The organism is Streptomyces sp. NEAU-W12, assembly GCF_026242095.1.
In the GTDB taxonomy this organism is placed as follows: domain Bacteria; phylum Actinomycetota; class Actinomycetes; order Streptomycetales; family Streptomycetaceae; genus Streptomyces.
In genome coordinates this window covers 119,431-134,104 of record NZ_JAPJDM010000004.1, presented here as the reverse complement: position 1 = coordinate 134,104, position 14,674 = coordinate 119,431, and the positions used below count along the sequence as shown (strand labels likewise).

The 14,674-nt window shown below is 74.4% G+C and carries 14 protein-coding genes and 2 pseudogenes; 3 read left to right on the top strand and 13 right to left on the bottom strand.

Going from position 1 to position 14,674, the window contains the following annotated elements:
- Positions 1 to 81 precede the first annotated feature (81 nt).
- The 5 genes and pseudogenes from ORI94_RS06805 to rpmG all read right to left on the bottom strand — a co-directional run bounded on the left by ORI94_RS06805 (position 82) and on the right by rpmG (position 2,955).
- A complete protein-coding gene (locus ORI94_RS06805) occupies positions 82 to 834 on the bottom strand; it encodes a class I SAM-dependent methyltransferase (protein ID WP_266073601.1) in 753 nt (250 codons plus the stop codon).
- Between the two features lie 198 nt (positions 835 to 1,032).
- Positions 1,033 to 1,272: pseudogene (rpsR, locus tag ORI94_RS06800) on the bottom strand (30S ribosomal protein S18); the annotation flags it as partial.
- An 83-nt stretch (positions 1,273 to 1,355) separates the two neighbouring features.
- Positions 1,356 to 2,531 (bottom strand): CobW family GTP-binding protein, encoded by a 1,176-nt coding sequence (locus tag ORI94_RS06795; protein ID WP_266073455.1) that lies wholly within the window; start codon positions 2,529 to 2,531, stop codon positions 1,356 to 1,358.
- The gene (locus ORI94_RS06790; RefSeq protein WP_266073454.1) at positions 2,528 to 2,785 is read right to left on the bottom strand and encodes a type B 50S ribosomal protein L31; all 258 of its coding nucleotides are present in this window, start codon (positions 2,783 to 2,785) and stop codon (positions 2,528 to 2,530) included. Before ORI94_RS06790 ends, ORI94_RS06795 begins: the two co-directional genes overlap by 4 nt.
- Positions 2,786 to 2,790: 5 nt before the next feature.
- Positions 2,791 to 2,955: a 50S ribosomal protein L33 gene (gene rpmG, locus ORI94_RS06785; protein WP_017949758.1), complete on the bottom strand. Its 165-nt coding sequence runs from the start codon at positions 2,953 to 2,955 to the stop codon at positions 2,791 to 2,793.
- An 81-nt stretch (positions 2,956 to 3,036) separates the two neighbouring features.
- Here rpmG and rpmB point away from each other — a divergent pair, with 81 nt between their 5' ends.
- A complete protein-coding gene (gene rpmB, locus ORI94_RS06780) occupies positions 3,037 to 3,273 on the top strand; it encodes a 50S ribosomal protein L28 (protein ID WP_266073452.1) in 237 nt (78 codons plus the stop codon).
- A complete protein-coding gene (gene rpsN / locus ORI94_RS06775; protein WP_266073451.1) occupies positions 3,273 to 3,578 on the top strand; it encodes a 30S ribosomal protein S14 in 306 nt (101 codons plus the stop codon). Before rpmB ends, rpsN begins: the two co-directional genes overlap by 1 nt.
- Positions 3,579 to 3,790: 212 nt before the next feature.
- On the opposite strand, the gene ORI94_RS06770 is transcribed toward rpsN, so the two are convergent.
- The gene (locus ORI94_RS06770) at positions 3,791 to 4,093 is read right to left on the bottom strand and encodes a hypothetical protein (protein ID WP_266073450.1); all 303 of its coding nucleotides are present in this window, start codon (positions 4,091 to 4,093) and stop codon (positions 3,791 to 3,793) included.
- A 151-nt stretch (positions 4,094 to 4,244) separates the two neighbouring features.
- Between ORI94_RS06770 and ORI94_RS06765 the strand changes: the two genes are divergently transcribed.
- Entirely contained in the window at positions 4,245 to 4,805 is a 561-nt protein-coding gene (locus tag ORI94_RS06765) for a GNAT family N-acetyltransferase (RefSeq protein ID WP_266073449.1), read from the top strand.
- A gap of 6 nt (positions 4,806 to 4,811) precedes the next feature.
- Here the strand turns inward: ORI94_RS06765 and ORI94_RS06760 are convergent, their stop codons facing one another.
- From ORI94_RS06760 to ORI94_RS06725, 7 genes and pseudogenes are all read right to left on the bottom strand, one after another.
- Positions 4,812 to 5,624, bottom strand: coding sequence for a class I SAM-dependent methyltransferase (locus ORI94_RS06760; RefSeq protein WP_266073448.1), 813 nt, complete (start codon positions 5,622 to 5,624; stop codon positions 4,812 to 4,814).
- A gap of 79 nt (positions 5,625 to 5,703) precedes the next feature.
- Positions 5,704 to 6,930: an aminotransferase class V-fold PLP-dependent enzyme gene (locus tag ORI94_RS06755; protein WP_266073447.1), complete on the bottom strand. Its 1,227-nt coding sequence runs from the start codon at positions 6,928 to 6,930 to the stop codon at positions 5,704 to 5,706.
- Positions 6,927 to 8,397: pseudogene (locus ORI94_RS06745) on the bottom strand (pyridoxal-phosphate dependent enzyme). The gene ORI94_RS06755 and the pseudogene ORI94_RS06745 overlap by 4 nt, the downstream one beginning before the upstream one ends.
- Positions 8,394 to 9,890, bottom strand: coding sequence for a Y4yA family PLP-dependent enzyme (locus tag ORI94_RS06740; protein WP_266073444.1), 1,497 nt, complete (start codon positions 9,888 to 9,890; stop codon positions 8,394 to 8,396). The pseudogene ORI94_RS06745 and the gene ORI94_RS06740 overlap by 4 nt, the downstream one beginning before the upstream one ends.
- A gap of 138 nt (positions 9,891 to 10,028) precedes the next feature.
- Positions 10,029 to 11,786, bottom strand: coding sequence for an ABC transporter ATP-binding protein (locus tag ORI94_RS06735; protein ID WP_266073443.1), 1,758 nt, complete (start codon positions 11,784 to 11,786; stop codon positions 10,029 to 10,031).
- The gene (locus ORI94_RS06730; protein WP_266073442.1) at positions 11,783 to 13,522 is read right to left on the bottom strand and encodes an ABC transporter ATP-binding protein/permease; all 1,740 of its coding nucleotides are present in this window, start codon (positions 13,520 to 13,522) and stop codon (positions 11,783 to 11,785) included. The genes ORI94_RS06735 and ORI94_RS06730 overlap by 4 nt, the downstream gene beginning before the upstream one ends.
- Positions 13,519 to 14,667, bottom strand: a complete 1,149-nt coding sequence (locus tag ORI94_RS06725; RefSeq protein WP_266073440.1) for a SagB/ThcOx family dehydrogenase — start codon at positions 14,665 to 14,667, stop codon at positions 13,519 to 13,521. Before ORI94_RS06725 ends, ORI94_RS06730 begins: the two co-directional genes overlap by 4 nt.
- Between the last annotated feature and the right edge of the window lie 7 nt (positions 14,668 to 14,674).

Below are 14,674 nucleotides of genomic sequence, written 5' to 3'. Positions count from 1 at the left end.
CTGGTAAGAGAGCGCTTCCCCCGCCCGGAGGGCGCGGGGGAAGCGGAACACTGATGAACCTAGATGAAAATGATTATCAGATCAACTAGCGCGAGAGGGCAGATCGCTCGCGCGCTCCAGGACACACAGCCCCAGCCCGGGATCGCCCGCCCGGCGCAGCACGAGCCCCGCCTCGGCGGCCTCGACCGCCAGCACGTCCTCCGTGGCGACCCACCAGCGGTACTCGACCGACGTCCCGGCCAACGACCGGCCCTGACGCAGGACGGCGTACTCCATGCGCCAGGTGATCTCGTCCACCCCCGTGGGGCACGCGCTCGCCCAGCCCTCGTACTCCAGTTCGCCGACGACGACCCGGGCCATCCGCACCCGCTCGACCTCCACCGGGGCGAACGGTGGAGTGATGTTGAACACCAGCACTCCACCCGGGGCGAGTTGCCGCGCCGCACGGCTCCACAGGGCGCGCCTCTGCCCGGGCGGCAGATGGCCGATCATGTTCAGGGCCACCACCGCGCGCACGCCGTCGGGCCAGTCGGCGCTCTCGCAGTCGCCGGGAACCACCGTGACGCGCTTGCGCAGCGCGTCGTCCTCGTGGACCCGGGCGAGCAGGACGGCCCGCATCGCCGCGGAGGGCTCGACGGCGAGGACCGGCACCTGCGGCAGCGCCTCGCAGATGACCCGCACGCCCCGGCCGGACCCGGCCCCGAGGTCCATCACGGCCCCGGCTCCGGCCCGGACGCGCGACAGGACGTCCGCCAGGGCCGGAGCCAGTGGCTCCCACGACTCGGCGATCATGATGTCGAGGTACTCGGCGGACCGCTCGTAGGGGTCGCTCATCACTGCTCCAGAAACTCGGTGCCACACGGTTCGTCGAAGAGCGGACGCACACGCGGGCGCCACGGTCCGCCGGCGCGGACACCGCGAGAGATCCTGACGGCCGCCTGGACCCGCTTCCGGATCACGTCGCGCGACGCTCGACCCACACAGTAATCGGAAATGAATTTCATTGCTAGGAGTGGAGGGGGCCCAACGCTGCCGGGGGCCGTGGGGGAGCAGCGCCATCTCGCGGGCGTTCTTGACGGCCTGTGCCATCCGCCGCTGCTGCTGACGCGTCACGCGGGTCACCCGGCGGCTGCGGATCCTCCCCCGGTCGGAGATGAACCTGCGCAGCAGATCGGTGTTTTTGCAGTCGACGTAGGTGATGCCGGCGGCGTCCAGCGGGTTGACGCGCTGACGCGTCGCGGTGCGCCGGTCGGTGCTTGCGCGTCGGGGCACGGCGAGGTCGTTCCCTTCTCCTCTTCGGACGGGGTGCGGTGCACGAACGGGTGACACGGCGGCACACCGGGTGGGACGCGCCGTCAGGTCACCGGGTCGAGCAGGTCGTCGAAGGCGTGCGGGAGGTGCTCCCAGCGGTCCCTGCCCGCCGCGTATTCGTCGTCGGTGAGCAGGCACGAGTCGAGCAGGGCGAACAGACCCTCGCGGTCCAGGCCGGGTGCGGTGAAGGTGAGGTACTGGCAGCGGTCGCCGTGTTCGGGATGCCAGTCCACGGAGGCGGCGAGGCGGCGTTCGACGGGCACCATCTCCCAGGCGGCCTCGGGCAGGGCGGCCAGCCAGGGGCCGGCCGGCTCCACGCACAGCGCGCCGCCCGCGGCGTCCCACGAGAGCAGGGTGTCGGGGCGGTCCGCCAGCCAGAACCGTCCACGGCTGCGGACGGCGGCGCAGGTCAGGTCCTCCAGCGCCGCGTAGAGGCGCTGCGGGTGAAAGGGCCGCTCGCGCTGCCAGACGAAGGTGCGCACGCCGTGCTCGTCACACTCCTGCGGCAGCAGCGCGCACGCGGGATGCACACGGGCGGCGGCCGCTTCGACGTCGAAGCCCGCCAGCAGTGCGGCCCCCAGGGCTCCGCCTCTCGCGGCCACCTTGCGCGCGCCCGGTGTGAGCCGGGCGAGCAGCGCGCGGTCGCCCTCGTCGGCGTCCTCGCCGTCCTCCCCGGGAGGGCCGTCCTCGACGAGGGCGATCACGGTGGGGTACTCCAGTTGCCTGGCGAAGGTGTCGGCCACCGTGCGCCGGTCGGCCGGGGCGGCGGCGAGGCCGGCGTCGGCCAGGTCGTCGCCGTTGGAGAGGCACGGCAGGACGAGTGCCGGGTCGACCACGGCGGCCACCCCGGTCAGCGCCAGCGGGGCGCCCTCGGCGGCGATGACCGCGGCCATCCCCTGGGGCTCGACGGAGTCCCACAGCTCCACGACGGCCAGCCGGTGCCCGCCCTGCTCCGCGAGCCGCAGCAGTTCGGGAACGAGGTCCTCGCGCAGCGCGCAGCACGCGCAGTCGTTCACCAGGGGCGCGTCGCCGCTGTCCAGCGGGCCGGCGGCGTCGCGTACGGTCCGGTGCACCGCGCCGGCGACGGCGGACGTCAGGTCGTGGTGCAGCGCGACGGAGCCGGGGACCGTGCGCAGGATCTCGTCGACGGCGGCCCGGCGGGCGTCGGCGTGCAGTCCGGCGACGATCGCGACCGGCAGCGGCGCCCGGTCCCCGCTCACCGGTCGCTCCGTCCGCGTCCGTAGCGCCGCTCGAAGCGCTCGACCCGTCCCGCGGTGTCCAGGACCCGCTGGGTGCCGGTGTAGAAGGGGTGGCTCGCCGAGGAGACCTCGACGTCGACGACCGGGTAGGTGGTGCCGTCCTCCCATTCGACGGTCTTGTCGCTCGTGGCCGTCGAGCGGGTCAGGAAGGCGAAGTCGGCGGCCCGGTCGCGGAAGACGACCGGACGGTACTCGGGGTGGATTCCGGGCTTCAAGGCTTTCAGCGCTCCTCACGGAAGTCGACGTGCCGGCCGGCGACCGGGTCGTACTTGCGCAACGTCAGCCGGTCGGGGTCGTTGCGGCGGTTCTTGCGGGTCACGTAGGTGTAGCCGGTGCCGGCGGTGGACCTCAGCTTGATGATCGGGCGGAGTTCGTTACGGGCCATGGACCACACTGTACACGCTATTGGTTTTCATTTTCATTAAGCTGCTAGTGTGCCGCCCCTGACCGCCATCGAGGAGGAACCATGTCCGCCCACTGCCAACTCACCGGCCGACAGCCCGGCTTCGGTCATCGCATCTCCCACTCCCACCGCCGGAGCAAGCGCCGGTTCGACCCGAACGTGCAGCGCAAGCGCTACTGGCTGGCGAGCGAGGGGCGTCACGTCCGGCTCACCCTCTCCGTCAAGGGCATCAAGACGGTCGACACGATCGGCATCGAGGCCGCGGTGGCCCGCATCCGCGCCCGGGGAGGGAAGGTCTGATGGCGAAGAAGAGCAAGATCGCGAAGAACGAACAGCGCCGCCTCGTGGTGGCCCGCCACGCCGCGCGCCGCGCCGAACTGAAGGGGATCATCGCGTCCCCCCGGGCGTCCGACGACGAACGCGCCGCCGCCCAGCGCGAGCTGCGCCGGCAGCCCCGCGACGCGAGCGCCACCCGTCTACGCAACCGCGACTCCGTGGACGGCCGCCCCCGCGGCCACCTGCGCGCCTTCGGCCTGTCCCGCATCCGCCTGCGCGAGATGGCCCACGCGGGCGAGCTCCCGGGCGTCACCAAGAGCAGCTGGTGAACCGGACCGGCACGTGATCGTCCAGGGGACCGGTGACCACTGACAGCGATCGCCGCGCGGCCGCGTACCGGCCGGTGTCACGGGGCGACCGCCGCCTCACCCGCCGCGCGCGCCGCCCGGCGGGTGTACGGCGCGTTCGCCGGTCGCGTCGGGTACGACCGCCCGTGTCCGCCGCCGGCGGGCGCGGCGGCGGACACGGGCGTCCGGGTGGCTCAGTGGTCGTCCCAGTGCCCCTCGTGGGCGGCGTGCCGATGCCCGTCGTGCACGTAGTCGATGTGGTCGGCGTGCGGGACGGCGACGTGCCCGCAGCCGGTTCCGTGCTGGTGTTCGTGCCCCTCGTGCCGGGTGTGGCCCGCGCTCGTGCACTCGTCCACGTGACCGTCGTGCGTGCGGTGGATGTGTCCGTCGTGCACGTAGTCGACGTGGTCGGCGTGCGGAACGGCGACGTGCCCGCAGCCTTCCCCGTGCCGGTGGTCGTGGGCCTCGTGGGTGCGGTGCTCGGCGGCGGACGTCATGACGTGCTCCCGGTGCGGAACGAACGGGCGGCCGCCGGTGCGACGGTCGCTGTCGCGCTACCGGACCACCATAGGACGAGGCCCGCGACCGCGCACACGGAGGGGCGACGTGCGGTTCCCGGGACACCGCGCGGCTGGCAGGCTCTGGGCTGTGACAACCCATGAGACAGTGCGCACCCCCGTGGTCACGCAGATCAGCCGGCCCCAGGACGTCACCGCGGCCGCCGGGCGGGAACTCGCCGAATGCTGGGCAGGGGTCATCAACGCCGGCGGCGCCGTCGTCCCCGTGGACTGCCCACTCCCCCCGGTGGCCCCGGCGGCCCTCCGGCCGGCGGTCGAGAGGATCGTTCGGGAACTCTCTTCGGACCGGAGCAGACTCCTCCTGGCGAGCGTGGACGGCACGCTCGCGGGCTGGACGGTCCTGCGCCGCGCGCAGCATCCTCTCGAGGCGCACTGCGGCACGGTCAACCACGTCCAGACACATGTGCGTTTCCGGAACAGGGGCGTCGGCGCCGCGCTGATGCGGCACGTGGCGGACGTCGCACGCGACGGGATGGGCCTTGAACGGCTGCGGCTCACCGTGCGGTCGGGCCTGGGGCTCGAGGACTTCTACCGCAAGGCGGGCTGGACCGAGGTCGGGAGATGGCCGGGCGCTCTGCGGGTGGCGCCCGGCGACGACCGGGACGAGATCCTGATGGGTCTGGCCCTCTGAGGCCGCTCACCCCTCCCCTGCGGCCCCCGCCCCGACCGGGGACCCGGCCCCGGTCGCGCCGCCCGCGACCGCCACCAGTACGGCGCTGTCGCCGAACTGCCAGACCGGCGCGACGTGCGCGAAGCCGGCCCGGCGCAGCAGCTCGGCGTGGCGGCACAGCGTCATCTGCTCACCGCTTTCACCGTGGGCCGGCCGGCGCCGCCCGCGCTCCGTGAACAGGTCGGCCAGTTCCGGGTCCCTGGCCACCGCCTCCCACCAGGACCGCCAGTCCTCCCGGGGGTGCCCGCCCGTGCGCTCCGACCGGCGACGGCCCACATGGGCGGTGAGGTCCGAGCACGGTGACGTGTCCGGCGGGAAGTGGTCGCCGTTGACGAGGACGCCACCGGGGCGGAGCAGGGACGCGAGGCCGCGGTAGGTGCGCAGCAGGACCGGTTCCGGCAGGTAGTGCAGCGCGGTCGTCGAGACGGCGGCGTCCAGGGGACGGTCCAGCCCGAGGGTGTCGGTCCAGCCCTCTTCGCCGATGACGGTGTCGACGTAACGGGCGGCGTCGGCATAGTGCGTGCGCCCCAGTTCCAGCAGCAGGGGGTCCATGTCGGCGGCGACGATCTCCGCGGCCGGGAAGCGGGCGGCGAGCCTGGCGGCCAGGGAGCCGGGGCCGCAGCCCAGGTCGAGCAGGAGAGGCCGGGAGAGGCCGGCGGTGGCGTGCTCGACGACGTCCGCGATCACGGTGAACCGCTCCTCGCGGTCCACCGCGTACCGTTCCTGCTGCCGTTCCCAGCGCTCCACCCATTCTCCGGCCGTCGCCATGCTCACGCCCATCGCGCGCGCCACCTCATCCGTCTCTCACGTGTTCTGGACGGTGTCGAATCTACAGGTGGAAACGGTTATCAGTTGCCATTCACGCCAAGGACTCGAGGACGGTCAGCAGGCGGTCGATCTCCTCCACCGTGTTGTACACGTGCAGGCTCACCCGTACCGATCCCTCCCCCGGGTCCGCGCCGGCCTGGCAGAGGCTGTCGGCCCGCACCATGAAGCCGTGGCTGAAGAGGATGAACCCGAGGTCGTCGGAGGGGATGTCCCGGTGCCGGAAGGTCACGATGCCCTGCCGGCGCTGGGAAGCCGCGAGCGCGGAGTCGGCCGCCAGGCTGGCGGGGCAGCCGAGGAGCTCGTACGGGCCGATGTGCCGCAGCCGGTCGGTCAGCCGGGTCGTGAGACCTGCCGTCCAGCGCGCGATCCGGTCGGGGCCGGCCGCGTCGAGCCAGTCGAGCGCGGCCCGCAGCGAGGCGATGCCCACCGTGTTGGGCGTGCCCCGCCAGCCGTCCGGCCGGAACACGGGGCCGCGTGTGTTGCGCGCCCAGACCGCTCCCGTCCCGGGCAGGGCCATCGCCTTGTGCCCGGAGAAGACCACGAAGTCGACGTCCAGCGCCGGATCGTCGAGGCGGACGGGCAGGTGGCCGACGCTCTGGGCCGCGTCGAGGCAGATCGGCACGTCCGGACCGACCGCCGCGCGGATGCGGTGCACGTTCATGTCGCCGCCGTAGACGTGGTGGACGTGGGTGGCGGCCACGAAACGGGTCCGCGGACCGACCACCTCGCCGAGGGCCCGGTGGTCGTAGTCCCCCGAGACCGTCTGGTACGGCAGTGCGCGCACGCGGACGTCGACGCCTCGCCCGGCCAGCAGCCGCTGGGCCTCGAGCCAGGGGTCCAGGTGGGCCCGGTGGTCGGCGAACGGGACGAGGATCTCGTCTCCGTCGCCGAGGTACGGGACGAGCCAGTCGCGGGCGACGGTGCGCAGGCCCTCGGTGGTGCCGCTGGTGAAGTGGACGCCGGAGCGGCCCGGTTCGGGATCGTGGAGGAACTCCTTGACCCGCTCCCGGGTCGACTCCACCAGCTCCGTGGTCCGGTTGGCCCAGGGGTAGGTGCCGCGGCCCGCGTTGGCGTTCGACGTCGTGAGGTAGGTCTGCACGGCCTCCAGTACGGCGCGCGGCTTCTGGGACGTCGCCGCGCTGTCGAGATACGCCAGCTCGGGATGGCCGGTGACGATGGGGAACTGCTCCCTCAGCTCCCGCTGCCACAGCGAGTCCTTCTCCCCGTCCGGCCCGGGAGGCGGCTGCGCGGCGCTCACCCGCGCACCAGCGGGGCACCCGCGTCCCGCCAGGCGACGATCCCGCCGCCCAGGCTGCGGACGTCCGGATGGCCCATCCGGGTCAGCGCGGCGGCGTGGCGCAGCGACTTCTCGCCGACGGGACAGGCCAGCAGCACGGGAGTGCGCCTACTGAACGGGAGCCCGCCGCGGAGCAGTTCCTCGAACAGTTCGTCGACGATGTTGATCGAGCCCTCGATGTGCAGGGCGGCGTAGGCGTGCGGGCTGCGCAGGTCCACGACGAGCGGACGGGGATCGCCCGCGACGGTCCAGCGCCGGGGGGGGGGGGGGGGGGGGGGGGGGGGGGGGGGGGGGGGGGGGGGCGGGGGGGGGGGGGGGGGGGGGGGGCGGCGCCGCGCGCTGGCCCCCGCCGAGCGGCCGGGGCGCGCCCGCGCCGGTCCCGCGCCGGGCGTCGGCGCCGTCGACGACGCGGGCCTCCGCGCGGGCTTCGGCGTCGGTGAGGTCCGAGGCGGCGTGCCCCCGGCCCGCCGCCCGGCCCAGGAGTTCCGGGCGGCGCTGCCGCACGTAGCTGAGGTAGCTCTCGGCCCGGTCGCACACGATGAAGACCGCCGTCCGGCGCTCCCCCGTGCCGTCCAGCCCGGCGTCGGCGTGCCGCAGGTGCCGGACCGCTCCCTGGTAGGCGGCGCCTCCGGTCGGCCCCGACAGCAGTCCGCAGCGCCGGATCAGGGTGAGCATCCCGTCGATGGCCTCGCCGGAGGTCACCGACTCGATGGTGTCGTACGTCGACGGGTCGAAGAGGCCGACCTGGTGCACCTCGTCGATGGTGCGGATGCCGGGTATGAAGTCCGACTTGTGGGCGACCAGGCCGAGGACCCGTACCCGCGGGTCGTGCTCGCGCAGGACCCTGGCGACGCCGGTCGACGAACCGGCCGTGCCGACACAGGCGACGAACCAGTCCGGCACCCGCCCGTCCAGGTCCTTGACTATCTCGGGCCCGGTGCCCGCCGCGTGCGCCTCGACGTTGCGCGGGTTGAAGTACTGGTCGGTGTGCAGATAGGTGCTGCCGGGGTCGGAGAGCGCCTGGTGGAAGTGGGTCAGCGGGTCGTCGGTGTCGGTCGGGTCGAGACACTCGCTGCGCCCGGGGAGTTCCTCTATCTCGGCGCCGAGGAGCAGGAGCAGTTCCTTGATCTCGGGGACGCGCATGCGGTTGGTGACGCTCTTGAACCCCAGTCCGTGCATGCCGGCCAGCAGGGCGAGGGCCTTGGCGGTGTTGCCGCTGGAGAGTTCCACGACCGTCCCCTCGCCGTCGGCCGCGGCCTCCAGGTGGGGCCGGGCCATGTGCCAGGCGGGCCGGTCCTTGACGGATCCGAACGGGTTGAGCATCTCCAGCTTGGCGTAGAGGTCGATGTTGCGCAGCCCGTGCACGGCGGGGTCGATGCGCACCAGCGGTGTGTTGCCGATGGCCTCCGTGATGCTGTCGTACCTCATGCGGGTGTTCCCCCCGGGGGTGTGATCGGCCAGTAGTCCTCGTCCAGGCACCATTGCCAGGACTCCCCCCGCCGCTCCACCGCGACCGTTCTGGCGAGCGGCTGCCGCTGCGCGCGGTGTGCGTGGAAGTCCATGGCGTATCCGGCGGTGTTGACGAAGGCCAGCAGATCGCCCACGCGCGGCAGCCGGGGAAGGTGGACCAGACGGCGGGTGATGAGATCTGCCTCCAGGCAGAGATTGCCGGTGAGGAAGACGCCGACCGGTTCCCCGTCGCCCTTCTCCGGCTCACCGCGTGAAAGCAGCACGGGGTCCACGAGGACTCCGTGTTCCTCGAGGCTCATGTCACCCGCGTTCATGCCCAGGCGCACCAGATACTGTCCGGACTCCGGGTCCGCGGGCCGTACGTCGAGTACGCGCGCGAGCGACAGCCCGCACTGGTCGACCAGGGAACGACCGGGTTCGATGTGGAGGTCGTGGAGGTGCTCCAGCAGGAGGGTGGCCGTCGGCCGGCCCAGCACCGGTGCGGGCAGCGAGAGCAGTTCGTCGAGGTAGCCGGGGCCGGCGGTGGGACGGTGGGCGGGGTACAGTGCGGCGGCTCCGCGCACCGTACCGCCCTCGTTGCGCAGCCCGTAGCCGTGACCGCGCCAGGTCAGCGGCGGGCGGCCGCCGAGCACCGCCTCGCTCAGCGCGGTGGTCCACCGCTCCCACTCCCCGGCCTCGGCGAGGTAGCCGACGCCGAATCCGCCGCCGATGTCGACGGCGCGCGGTGCGAACCCCCGCGCCCGGCAGTCGTCCATGAAGAGCACGCACTGTTCCAGCGCCCGCGCCTTCTCCTCCACGCCGGTGGTGTCCAGGTGGTAGGCGACACCGGTCAGCTCCACGACGTCCGCGTGCTGCTCGAGAGCCGGCAGGAGTGTCTGCGCCTCGTGCAGCGGGGTGCCGAAGCGGCTGCGCCGTGAGAGCATCCGGGTGCCCGCTCCCCCGTGGCCGGCGGCCGACTCGAACCCGGACAGACGCACCAGCACGTCGACCCGGCCCGAACCGTGCCGGCGCACCAGGCCGGCGAGCTGTTCCAGCTCGCCGGGGGAGTCCAGGTTCACCGTCGCACCCACACGCGCCGCCAACCAGAGGAACTCGGCGTCCTTGGGGCCGGTGGCCATGATCCGGCTCCCGGTGAATCCGCAGCTCAGAGCGTGCTGTAGCTCCTCCAGAGAGGCGACGTCGACACCGACGGCGGCCACGTCCTCCGCCGCCAGTCTCCGCACCAGCGCGCTGGACCGGTTCGCCTTGTGCGCGAAGTACACCCGTCCGGCGAGGTGGTGGCGGCGGTAGACGGCACGAAAACGTGCCGCGTTCCCGGCGACGGCCTCGGGGAGCAGGACGTTGAGCGGAGAGCCCAGGACGTCGACGAGCGAGTGCAGGAACGCCTGGTCCTCCAGGAGTGAGGCGAGCGGCGGATCCGCCCTCGGCCTCAGGTACAAGGGCGTGTCCACGTAAGGCCCCTCCCCGTGTCGATCGGCAATCGTTCGGGAGTAGTCGTTTCCCACTACACCCGCCGCTAAGCCTCACCGGGGTGCGGCCGGGTCGGCGCCGTCGGGGATCACCGTCGGCGCGGTCGGTGCGCCCGGCCCTCAGGAGGGGGTGCGTGCGAGGCTCCGGTTGAGTGCGCTGCCGGCGCGGCCGGTGAGCTCCTCCCAGGTTCCTTCCTCGGTGATGCGGCCGGCTTCCAGGACGGCGATGCGGTCGGCCCGGCGGATGGTGGCCCGGCGGTGTGCGATGACGATCGTGGTACGGCCCTCCTCGCGGAGCGCGGTGGCCAGTTGGGCGTCACCGGCGTTGTCCAGGTGGGCGGTGGACTCGTCCAGCACGAGCACTCTCGGCCGGACCAGCAGCGCGCGGGCGAGGGCGATGCGGGCCCGCTGGCCTCCGGAGAGGGTGGAGCCGCGTTCGCCGACCGGGGTGTCCATCGGGGCGATCCGGTCGACACCGCACAGGCGTGCCGTCTCCGTGAGCAGGCCGTCGTCCGCCTCGGGCGCGGCGAGCCGCAGGTTCTCGGCGAGCGTGCCGTGGAAGAGGGGGGTGTCCTGGCCCACCACGGCGACGGCGCGTCGCAGTTCCGCGTCGCTCACGCTCCGCACGTCGACGGGCTCACCGTCGGCGGGTATCAGCTGGACCGCTCCTTCGGACGGGTCCCAGAACCGGGCCAGCAGGTGGGCGCAGGTCGACTTGCCGGCCCCCGAGGCCCCGACCAGTGCGAGCGTCTGCCCGGCGGGGACGGTCAGCTCGACGCCGTCCAGCACGGGCCCGTTGCCGTAGCCGAACCTCACCCGGTGCAGCCGGACGCCCAGCGGGCCGGGGGGCAGCGGGCGGGGTACGGCGGGCGGCGGGGCGAGAGCGGGGGCCTTGACGGCCGCGTCGACCCGGGCGGCGGCGGCGCGCAGTTCCACGGCCCGGCTCAGGGCCCGGGCCGACTCGGCGACCGGACCGAGCACCGACAGGGCCAGCGTCATCGCCGCCGGGGCCCACGCCCCGTGCAGCCGTCCGGCGGTCACGGACTGCGCGGCCGCGGTCACCACACCGAGGACCGCGACCACGATGAGGAGGTCCCGGACCGCGGCGGCGACGGCCTCCCGGGCGGCCTCGGCACGCTGGGCGTCGCCCACCTGCCGCCCGCGTTCGGCCAGTCGGCGGCGCCGTTCGGCCAGGGCGCCGAAGGCGAGCAGCTCACGCAGCCCGTCGACGGTCTCCACCGTGTCGGCCGACAGCCTCGCGACGGCCGTCCGGGTACGGCTCCCGCGTGCCGTGCGTCCGCGCGCGTCGGCGAAGGGAGCCACCGCGAGCAGCGCCGCGACCGGCAGCACGGCCGCCGACAGCCACGGCTCCACCGTGGCGAGGACCGCGGTGGAGCCGGTGAGGACCACCCCCGACGCCAGGAGCTGGGCGGTGGTGTGGGCGTAGAAGAATTCCAGGGCCTCCACGTCCGCCATGGCCGTGGCGGCGAGGTCTCCGCTGCGCCGGCCCGCGACACGGGCCGGCGCGCTGCGGGCCAGTCCGTCGAAGACGCGTACCCGCAGTGCGGCCAGCACCCGGTAGGCGAGGTCGTGCGAGAGGTCCATCTCGCGCCAGGTCATCAGGGCGCGTACGAGGACGAGGGCGACGAGTGCGGTGGCGGTGGCCGCCGAAGGGGCGCGCCCCTCGACGACGGCCGTTCCCACGGTGTGCGCGGCCAGCGTCAGCAGGGCGACGAGGGACCCCTGTTCGAGGAGTGCGGCGGCGCAGGTGCGGGCCGTCATGGCCCGGTGTTCGGCGAGGGCGGGGAGCATGGCGCGCAGTGAGCCCCGCGCGGGCACGTCCGCTTCGGCGGCGGCGATGTCGGTGGCGCTGCTCATGCGGCGAGTTCTCCCCGGTGGGCGTGGCCGGCCTCGACCAGTCGCGCGTAGACGCCCCCGGCCTCGGTCAGGTCGGTGTGCCCGCCGACGGCGTCGACCCGTCCCTCGTCGAGGACGACGATGCGGTCGGCGTGCCGGACGGCCGCGAGCCGGTGGGCGACCACCAGGACGGTACGGCCGCCGGCGGCGGTCAGCAGTTCACGGACGATGTCCGCCTCGCGGCGTTCGTCGACCGAACTCGTGGCCTCGTCGAGGACGAGCACCGGGGCGTCGGCGAGCAGGGCCCGGGCGAGGGCGAGCCGCTGGCGCTGGCCGCCGGACAGGGTGGCGCCGCGTTCGCCGAGGACGGTGGCGTAGCCGTCGGGGAGGGCGTCGATCTCGTCGTGGATGCCGGCGGCCCGTGCCGCGGCCGTCAGTTCGCCGTCTGTCGCGTCCGGCCGGGCCAGGCGCAGGTTGTCGGCGATGGTGGTGGGGAAGAGGTACGTCTCCTGGGAGACCACGGCGATGCCCCGGCGCAGCGAGTCGAGGGCGTACCGGGTCGTGCAGCGCCCGTCGAGGGTGATCCGGCCCTCCTGCGGGTCGTGGTGGCGCAGGAGCAGGGCGACGAGCGTGGACTTGCCCGCGCCGGACGGACCGACGAGCGCGGTCGTACGTCCCGCCGGTGCGGTGAAGGAGACACCCCGGAGGGCGGGCTCCTGTGCGTCGCCGTAGGTGAAGCCGACGTCCTCGAAGCGCAGTTCGGGCGGCCCCGGCCAGTGGGCGGGCGCCGTTTCGGTGTCGCGGACGGCGGGCTCGGCGGTGCGCAGCGCCGCGAGCCCGTCCGCGGCCGAGGCCCCCAGGTATCCGGCGTGCCACTCGCGCGCGAGGTCCCGGACGGGACGGAAGCACTCGGAGGCCAGCAGCAGCGCCAGGTAGGTGCCGGTCGCCGTGGTGGATCCGGTGCCGGCCGACCAGCACGCGAGGAGTGCGGCGGCGGCGGTGCCGCCCTGGACGGCGAGGTCGGTGATGCCGGTGTCGACCAGGGAGACGCGCAGTTTCGCCACGGTCGCCCGGTGCAGCGCCGCCGAGCGCTCCTCCAGGCGTGCGCGGGTGCGGCCGACCGCGCCGGCGGCCCGCAGGGCGGGCATGCCCTGCAGTGCCTCCAGGTAGTCGGCGCCCAGCCCTTCGTAGGTGTCCCAGTGCTCCTTGCCGCGGGCGGCGAGGAGCCGGTCCCAGGCGCGCGGGCCGCACAGGGCCAGCAGCAGGGCGGGGACGAGACCGAGGAGGGCCACCGGTTCCACGGCGGCCAGGACGGCGAGCACCAGGAGCGGCACGGTGAGGGTGATCAGGAGCTGGGGGAGGTAGCGCGAGACGTACGCGTCGACACCCTCCACCCCGTCGACGAGGGTGGTGCGTACGGCCCCGGCGCGCGCGGTGGTCAGGTGGGCGGGCCCCAGGCGCCCGAGGTGGGCGAGGAGTTCGTCCCGCAGGGCCACCCGGACCTGGGCTCCGGCGCGGGTGGCGGTGCGCCGCTGCCAGGTGGCGAGCCCGGCGCGGGCGGCGACGACGGCGAGGACCGCGGCGAGCAGCCACGGGAGCCGGCCGGTGTCGCCGCGGGCCAGACCGGCGAGCGTGACGGCCAGCAGGGCGGCCTGCGCGAGGTGGGTGAGGGTGACGGCGCCCTGCAGGAGGGTGGCCTCGAGCAGGGGGCGCCGGGCGCGCCGGGCGGCGCGGCGCAGCTCGGGGTGGACGATCATGTGGTGTTCTCCTCGTCGGCGTGGCGGGTGCCGAGGGCCAGTGCGTGCACGATCCAGTCACGGCCCGGTGCGGCACCGAGCGCGGCACCGAGGTCCGCCTGCTGCCAGGAGCCGACGGGCCGGGCGGTCAGCCCGTGGCGCAGGGCGGTGACGTGGGCCAGGTGGACGGCGAAGCCGGCCCGCAGGTGGGTGCGGCGGATGTGGGGTGCGGCGGCGTCCGCGGGGCAGCCGTGGGCGAGCAGGACGGCGCCCGCGTCCGCGATCCACGCCTGGCCCGCCGCCCAGGCCGCGAGTGTGCGGCGGGCCTCCCCCGAGGCGCGCCGTCGCAGTGTGGTGCAGCCGGCCGCCGACCCGACCAGACCGGGGCGCGGTGGTCCGACGGCGGCGGACCACCGCAGGTCGCCGGTGCTCGCCCGTTCGGCGGTGCGAAGGACCGCCCGCAGCGCGTCCGGGGGCGGGGCGCCGACAAGCGGCGGCGGTGTGCTGCGGCGGGCCAGCAGTTCGCCGGGGGTGGGCGCGCTCGCCGGCTGCGGGCGGCGGGTGCCGTCCGGCGGGCGTACCGGGCCCTGTCCGCCGGGCGGGACGACGCGCACCACGGCCAGTGGGTTCCCGGCGGGCCCGTCCAGCCGCACCTCGGGCTCGTCCGCGCCCAGTGCGCGGGCCGCGAGGAGGAGCGCCGCGGCGGCGTGCCCGGTGTCCAGCAGCAGCAGGGGCCAGGCGCGGTGGCCGTAGTGGGAGACCGTGCGCCGTGCGGTGACGGAGAGTTCGGCGGTCACGCCCGGTGGTGTGCCGTCGGGTTGCCGGCCGAGGCGGTGGACGCGGTGGCGCAGCGGGTCGTAGCCGTACCGGCCGGGTGGCAGGGGGCAGCCGGTGCCCACGACCAGTTCGGTGTCCACCGGGTGCAGGGCTCCGGCCGAGGACGCGGGCCGCAGCCGCCCGGAGTCGTCCGAGGCTGCCAGGGAAAGCCGCAGCAGGGCCTGGAGATCGAGGTCCGCCGGGCCGGCCGCCGGGATCGGGTGCGACGGTCCCGGCCAGGCCCGGACGGCGGGCCCGGCGGACGTGCCGGGACCGGGACGCTCCGGGGAGCGGGCGCGGGCCAGCGCGGCGGCGAGGTCCACCGGGTGGTCCCCATGGGCGTGTTCCACGGCGGCG